This window comes from Candidatus Paceibacterota bacterium (genome assembly GCA_028716825.1).
GTDB lineage: Bacteria > Patescibacteriota > Minisyncoccia > Minisyncoccales.
The window spans coordinates 1-7,462 of record JAQUPA010000025.1; the positions used below are offsets into that span (position 1 = coordinate 1).

At 32.4% G+C, this 7,462-nt stretch carries 6 protein-coding genes; all 6 read left to right on the forward strand.

The window, feature by feature from the left end; genetic code table 11:
• A partial coding sequence (locus tag PHI88_03515; GenBank protein MDD5552196.1) for a hypothetical protein occupies positions 1-403 on the forward strand: 403 nt, incomplete at its 5' end.
• Between the two features lie 172 nt (positions 404-575).
• On the forward strand, positions 576-1,574 hold the full coding sequence (locus tag PHI88_03520; protein MDD5552197.1) for a glycosyltransferase family 2 protein: 999 nt from the start codon (positions 576-578) through the stop codon (positions 1,572-1,574).
• On the forward strand, positions 1,564-2,211 hold the full coding sequence (locus PHI88_03525; GenBank protein ID MDD5552198.1) for a methionine biosynthesis protein MetW: 648 nt from the start codon (positions 1,564-1,566) through the stop codon (positions 2,209-2,211). The genes PHI88_03520 and PHI88_03525 overlap by 11 nt, the downstream gene beginning before the upstream one ends.
• The gene (locus PHI88_03530; protein MDD5552199.1) at positions 2,195-3,331 is read left to right on the forward strand and encodes a glycosyltransferase; all 1,137 of its coding nucleotides are present in this window, start codon (positions 2,195-2,197) and stop codon (positions 3,329-3,331) included. Before PHI88_03525 ends, PHI88_03530 begins: the two co-directional genes overlap by 17 nt.
• Positions 3,332-3,402: 71 nt before the next feature.
• Positions 3,403-4,008: a class I SAM-dependent methyltransferase gene (locus tag PHI88_03535; GenBank protein MDD5552200.1), complete on the forward strand. Its 606-nt coding sequence runs from the start codon at positions 3,403-3,405 to the stop codon at positions 4,006-4,008.
• Between the two features lie 53 nt (positions 4,009-4,061).
• The coding region (locus tag PHI88_03540) for a hypothetical protein (protein MDD5552201.1) at positions 4,062-7,462 on the forward strand (3,401 nt) is incomplete at its 3' end.

Genomic DNA, 7,462 nt, shown 5'->3' on the forward strand with positions numbered 1-7,462 from the left:
CGATTATTTAGTTTCCAACGCTGTTTTAGAACACTTACCAAAAGAGAAAGGGGCAATTCAAGAAATATCGCGGGTTTGTAAATCCAAAAGCGGCTTAATGGTTACTGTTCCCCTTAGTTTAAAATATATTTTGCCTTTTTTTTGGCCACTGAACATTATCCACGATAAAAGGATTGGGCACCTAAGAAGATATAGCAAGAAAATTTTGGAAAAAAAATTTAGTCGTTATAATTTCAAAATTAAGAAAGTTTTTTATACAGGGCATTTTATAAAAGTGCTTGGTGTTTTATTACAGATATTTCTCAAAACATATAAGCTGGATAAATTATTAGAAGATTTTGATCAAAAGGCAGAGGATAAAAAATACGGGGCAAGTAATATTTGCGTAATTTTCGAAAGATAAGAATGCGGTAATGTATGTTTGACTTTGCCATTATGGAGCTTTATTTAGTGAAGAAGAAAAATTTACATATGAAGTTGTCCCAAAATAGGTAAGGAAATGTTTATGTTTAAATTATTTTGGCCAATGGTTAAGGTAATTGGTAAAAAATGATATTATTGAGAACTTAAGAAATATGAAAAAAACCCCCGCCGTTTCTATAATTGTTTTAAACTGGAATGGAAAAAAATGGTTAAAAGAGTGTTTTTCCTCTATTTATAAACAAAATTTTAAGGATTTTGAGGTAATTTTAGCAGATAATAATTCTTCAGACAGTTCCGTAGAGTATACAAGGAAAAATTGGCCCAAAGTAAAGATTATAGAATTATCTAAAAATTTTGGTTATGCAGAAGGAAATAACAAAGCGGCTAAAATTTCCCAAGGAGAATTTCTGCTTTTCTTAAATAACGATACTAAGATTCAAAATAACTTTTTAGAAAAATTATATCGTTCTGCTCAGAAAGAAAAGGATGCAATTTTAACTCCCACGATGCTGGGCTATAATGGCGAGAAAATTTTTCCTGAAGATAAAAAATATTTAGGAATTGACAGGTTTGGGTACCCTCTTTTAGCAAAGAAACCTTTTTATGCTGATGGGGCGGCTCTTTTTATAAAAAAAACGATTTTTAAAGAATTATATGGTTTTGATAAAGATTATTTTATGTTTCAGGAAGATATTGATCTTTCCTGGCGAGCGCGTTTATTGGGTTACAACATTATTCCTGTCTTGTCTGCCGAAGTATATCATTTTTGTGGAGGAACAGCTGGTGGTTCAAGAAAGAATGAAGGCAGACACAAAACGTCAACTTTTAGAAGATATCATACTGAGAAAAATTCTCTAAGTAATCTTCTTAAGAATTATGAATACCATAATATCCTTATTTCTGTGCCCATTTTTTTATTATTAGGCTGGGGAGAGGCATTTTTATATTTTCTAACAGGGCAGTTTTCTGCAAGTATTGCTATATTAAAGGCGCATTTTTGGAATCTTGTTAACATAAAAAAAACTTTTGCCAAAAGAAAAAAGATTCAAACAGCTAGAAAAATTAATGATAAACAAATAATGAAACATATGTCGAAGGGTAGTGGGAAATGGGAGGTACTTAAAAAAATTGGCATTCCTAATGTTCAGTAATTATCAATTTAACCCTGTTTCTTGGGGAACCCATAAAATAATTTTATCTCTTTTGGGAGAAAAAAAAGAGGTTTTGGATGTTGGCTGTGCCTCTGGTTATTTAGGTCAACATGATAAGAAAAAAAACCGCTTTTGGGGGATTGAGATTGATTCTAAGCAAGCTAAGATTGCTCGCCAAAAAAAATCATATCAACAAGTCATAGTTGCTGATGTCGAAAAAACCAATTTGTCCAGATTATCAAAAAATAAATTTGATGTTATCGTTTTTGCCGATATTCTTGAGCACTTAGTTGATCCCCAAAAAACATTAAGTTTTTTTTGTCAAAATTTTTTAGTTAAATATGGAAAAGTAATTATTTCTTTACCTAACGTCGCTCATTTAAGTGTAAGATTAAATTTGTTAAAAGGAAAATTTGATTATACAAAAAGCGGAATTTTAGATAAAACGCATTTACACTTATATACTCTAAAATCTGCAAAAGAGTTAATTAATAAATCTGGATTAAAAGTAGAAAAAGTTGTTTATAGTTCAAATAGGTTTGGATGGTTAATAAGAAGAGTGCCATTTTTAGGAACAATATTAGGATTTAATTTAATTTTTTTGTGCAAAAAAGAAAGCAATGAACATTTTAATTAATGGATTGACCATAGAAGAGGGAAATATCGTTCCTCTTTTGCGAAAAATAAAATTTTGGCAAAAACAAGAAAATACTATTGCAATTCTCGGTAATGAAAAACTAAAGAGAAAAATAGGGGAATTAAGAATTATTAATAGCAATTATACATTTATTAAGGTTCAAAATACCAAAAATATCAAAACAAAACAGGATTTAATTTTTGAAGGGCTGAAAAGAAATATCAAAATTCTAAGGACAGCCAGAGGTTATGGGAATTTTAATGTTGTTTATACTATATCCTCTGTTTTAGATTTGATTATTTTTCCATTTTTCCTCAAGAGAGCGAATAAAAAAATCAAATGGGCCACCGTCTTTGACAATGTAGTGCCCCTGAATGATCCTGGGAATAAAATAATTAGGTTTTTAGCCTGGACATTTTTTCATATCAGTTTGGTGCTTCTAAAAAAAGCGGATTGCATTTTTGTAATTTCAGAGGATTTAAAAAGATATTTAATTAAAAAGGGTTTTGATAAAGAAAAAATTATTTTAACAGGTAATGCCGTAGAAGCTAATTTAATAAAAAAGGCAAAGAGAAACAAAAAATATAATATTGACGCTTTATTTGTGGGCAGGATTAACGAGACTAAGGGAATATATGATATGCTCGAAGTTTTGGAAATAGTAAGAAAAAAATATCCTAATTTTCAATTAGCGATTATGGGAAGAGGTGACGATCTGACAGAAGAGAAATATAAAAATGAAATTAAGAGGAGAAATTTAGAGAAAAATGTGAAATTTTTAGGATATAAAACCGGCTTAGAAAAATTCAATATTTTCAAAAGCAGTAAATGTTTCTTATTTTTAAGCGAAAGTGAAAGCTTTGGAATTGCTTTGCTTGAGGCTGTATGTTGCGGATTGCCAGCGTTCGTTTATAATTTATCACCATATAAGCATATTTATAAAAATAACGAAGTTATTATTTCTAAAAAGCATGATTATAAGTCAGTTGCTGAAAAAGTAATTCAATTGTTTGAAAATAAAAATTTTGAAAATAAAAAAGGGAAACTATTGGTCAATAAGTATAGTTGGGATAAAATAGCAAAGATAGAACTTAGTAGTTTAAGAGCCTTAGTGTCGTGAAAAATATTTACTCTAGAATATATAACCAAGGCAGGAAACTGTCGTTGATTAATAACCCAAGGATTAAAGTAATGCTTGACATTGTTAATAAGCTTGATTTACGTAATAAAAATATTCTTGATATTGGTTGTTACGACGGAACTTTTTTGTCGTTAATTGAGAACAGAAATAATAATTTTTACGGAATAGACGCTAACGATTATGCTGTTAGAAAAGCAAAAGAAAAAGGCATTAATGTTAAAAAATTTTTTTTTAATGATGAATCAAAGATCCCCTTTGAGAATAATTTTTTTGATTTGATTATTGCCGGAGAAATAATAGAGCATATTTATGACACGGATTTTTTCTTGGACGAAATATATCGATTGCTAAAAAAAGATGGATTCTTGATTTTAAGTACTCCAAACTTAGCTTCTTTTGGCCGTCGATTGATGTTGCTGCTGGGAATAAACCCGATAATTGAATGTTCGCCTAATGAAAAAGACAGCTCTGGGCATATAAGGTATTTTACCTTCAAGACTCTCGAGCATCTTCTTAGAAAACATCGTTTTAATATTGTGCTGAAAAGGTCTGATCTCGTGAATTTTACTCGCAACGGGAAAATAAAATCTTACTTCTTGGCTAACAACATCAAGAGTATTGGCCAAAGTATAGTTTGTTTCTGTGATAAGCAATGATAATTTCTAATAAAATTAAGCACAATATACTGCCGTTAGTTTTATTCTCCATTATGTACCTGGGTGTTTTCTGCAAGATTTTTTTAAATAAGAATATTCCTGTTGGGGAAGATTGGGCTATTCCTGTTTCTAGCGTTCAACTTAAAAATTGGCTTATAAGTAACGTTTACGCTTGGTCTGATTGGAGCAATATTTTTGGGAAAAGGCTATCGTATTCCGTTGCCTTACCTTTCCAGACTCTTGGTTATTTTCTAAACACCACTTTAAGTATAGATGGATATTGCTATTGGAAAGTCTTATTTTTCTTTAGTTTTCTTTTAGGTGGAATTTCCTCATATTTTTTACTTTTAAAATACGGTTTCAAAAAATTCCCTGCATTTTTAGGAGCTATGGTATTTACACTTAATCCAGTTACGTTCAATTTTGTGCTTATGGGCTGGACATACGCTCTTATTTCTATTTTTTCTTTACCACTAATCTTGCTGGTTTTAGAAAAATATTTTGATACTGAAAAAAAATCTCTCATTGTTTTTTTGGCTCTCATTTATGGTGTATTAGGTGTTATGGACAGCCAGTCAATTATTCACTTTATGCTTTTTATCGCCGTTTATGTCTTTATCAAGGGCGACCAGCTCAATTTTTCTCCTATTAAACAGGTATTTATAATAACCATTCCAATCGCCTTAATAGTGATTGCCCTACATGCTCATTGGCTTTTAGGTTTATTCTTGGTTCATGACCCCTATATCACTTCTGCCGTTGCTCCAAATGATATTTTGAGGTTTGCTTTAAGGTTTTCCTTTAGAGACATTATTCGTGGGTGGGGGTCTGTATTTAACTACCAATTTGAGTATTCCTATCCACCAAGGCTTATATTTTTTAGCTTTTTGGGGCCACTTTTTATAATCCTTTCCATGCTTTTGCGAAAATTAAGAAAAGTTAGTATTTTTTTTCTTTTCCTTTTTTTCTATCCATTTTTAATGTATCTTTTTTCTCAATATCTTTCTGCTCATATTCCCTATACTAATGTTATTAGAGATTACGGGAGGTCTTTTCCTTACATGTTTTTATCATTTGGCTATTTTTTGGGTTATTTTTTAACACTCGCTAAACCTAAGAAAAACTTTCTAAATATTTGTTTCCTTTTACTGCTCTTGCTCTACATTTTCCCGTTTTGGAACGGTAGTTTGTATAGCGTTAAAAATTCTACAGCAATGGGCGTTTCTTCTCATGATATTGATCAAAGGTTGCGATTTTATTCTTTTAGTGATGATCTAGCAAAAATAGACAGTAATTTAAACAAGGCTAAAAGCACAAAAAAAGCAATAATTATGCCTCTGGGGTATGGCTTTATCATTCCTGACGACAAAAGATTTAATGGCCTCTGGGCTTCTTTTAATGATTATTCTAGCAATTTATTAGATAATATTAGGAATATTGCAGGGTTTACTGATACGGAAAAGCAATTATTATCGCGGTATAATGATGTTTTTAGTAATAATGAAAGCTGTAAATCAAACATTGACTTTTTTCTTCAAGAATTATCTTCTAATGGATTTTTTTATATTGCATTAAGAAAAAATGTAATTAGCGCGGCAGACAATCTTTCCTCTGCGGATGTGGAAAGGTGTTTGTTACTTTCAAAGCATATCACCTTTATCAACGACTACGAAAGACATAAGTTATATGGGATAAACTTTGACACTTTTCTTCCTCATTTTTACATTCCCCAAAATATAATTTATTCCCCGAATGATATTGAGATATTACCGGATATTTTGAGTTTTGACGATTATGAGATTAGATCTGCGATATATCTTCAAGAAGAACAGAAATTAGGAAATTCGCTCGCTTCGCTCGCTGAAATTGAGAAATTGGAAAACAAAGAAAAAGAAAAATTGGAAAATAGGGCGGATGAGATTTTTGTGAAAGGAGAAAATAAGAAAGACATAGAAAAGATCCTGAATCAAGTTCAGGATGACGGAAAAGGAGAAATTTTCTATCCTTATGTAAAACATGAGCCGGAAAGCCTAAAATGGGAAGCGGCGCTTTTAAAAGAAAAATATGATAAATGGCAGGCAAGAAAAGAACCAGAGAAATTATTGGAAAAAAATTTGTTTTATGCTTCGAAGAGAATTAATGAACTCAAAGAGTTCTACGCGGATAACACGGATATAGGCGCGGATAAGACGGAGAAAAAACAGATAACAGAACTTTACCGGGAAGAGATGACAGCCGCCTTAGATATTTTAGAAAATCTCAAATTGGAAGCTAACGAAGAATTTGTTAAATTTTGGACCAAATATAACGGGACTTTAGCGGGACATAGGGAAAAGCTGGAGGAATTGGGGCTCGTTACTAAAGAAAGCGATTGGGAGAAAGTTTTTGAAGAATTAGAAAGAAGGACGGAGGAGCTTAGGGTTAAGCAGGATTTTTCAAAACTTGTTTATGAAGTTGATATTCCTAAAAATGGCAATTACAGATTGTATATTAAAGAAATTAACGGGTTAACGGATTATTCATTATTAGAAGAAAGGTATTTTGAAAAGGGAAAACAGGAATTGGTTTTGCCAATAAAGGAAATTAGTGAAAATTTGCTTGATAAAAACTTAAAAATAAAAAGTTATTTGCCAAACTCTTTTTATAAGATTAGCCTTGATTATCGAACACCCACTCCGGTTAGCCTTTCTGTTGAGGAAGGCGATAGTAGGGAAATTAACAAAATAAACCTGCCGCCAACCGGCGACAAATTCGAAAGCTTGGAATTTTTCCTAAAATCCTCTCCGGAGGAAAGCAACGCCACGCTTAAATTTATTGGCTTTGAAGGAGAAAAGCCGGAAATAAAATATAGGAATTTACAAGTCCAGCAAATTAAACAGCCCATTTTATTCTTGCGGAGCAAAGACGCGGATAACGCGGACAGTAAAAACGCGGATAATGCGGATAAAAAAGACGCGGATGAGAAGACGTGGATACCCAAGATTACCTTCGTTAAAATTAACCCCACCAAATACCGGATAAAAGTGGAAGGGGCGAAAGAACCTTATACGCTGGTTTTCTCGGAAAGCTTTCATGAAGGGTGGAAGATATACTTAAAAGAAGAACAGAAATTAGGAAACTCGCTCGCTTCGCTCGCTGAAATTGAGAAATTGGAAGACAAAGAAGGAGAACAGAAATTAGAAAATTCGTCCCGCCAAGGCGGAACTGAAATTAAGAAATTGGGAAATTGGGGAGCAGAAAAATTAGGGGAAGCGGCTGGGGGAATAACAGATCTATTTTTTGATAACAAGGGATACGGAGAAGAGGTGGCGAGTTATTTTGACGGCGAGATAAAAGAAGGGACGCACAGGAATACTTTTTTGGAACCGGCCACTTTTGAAACTTGGGGGAAGGAGCCTATTGCCCAAGATAATCACCTATTAGTCAACGGCTACGCCAACTCTTGGTATATTAC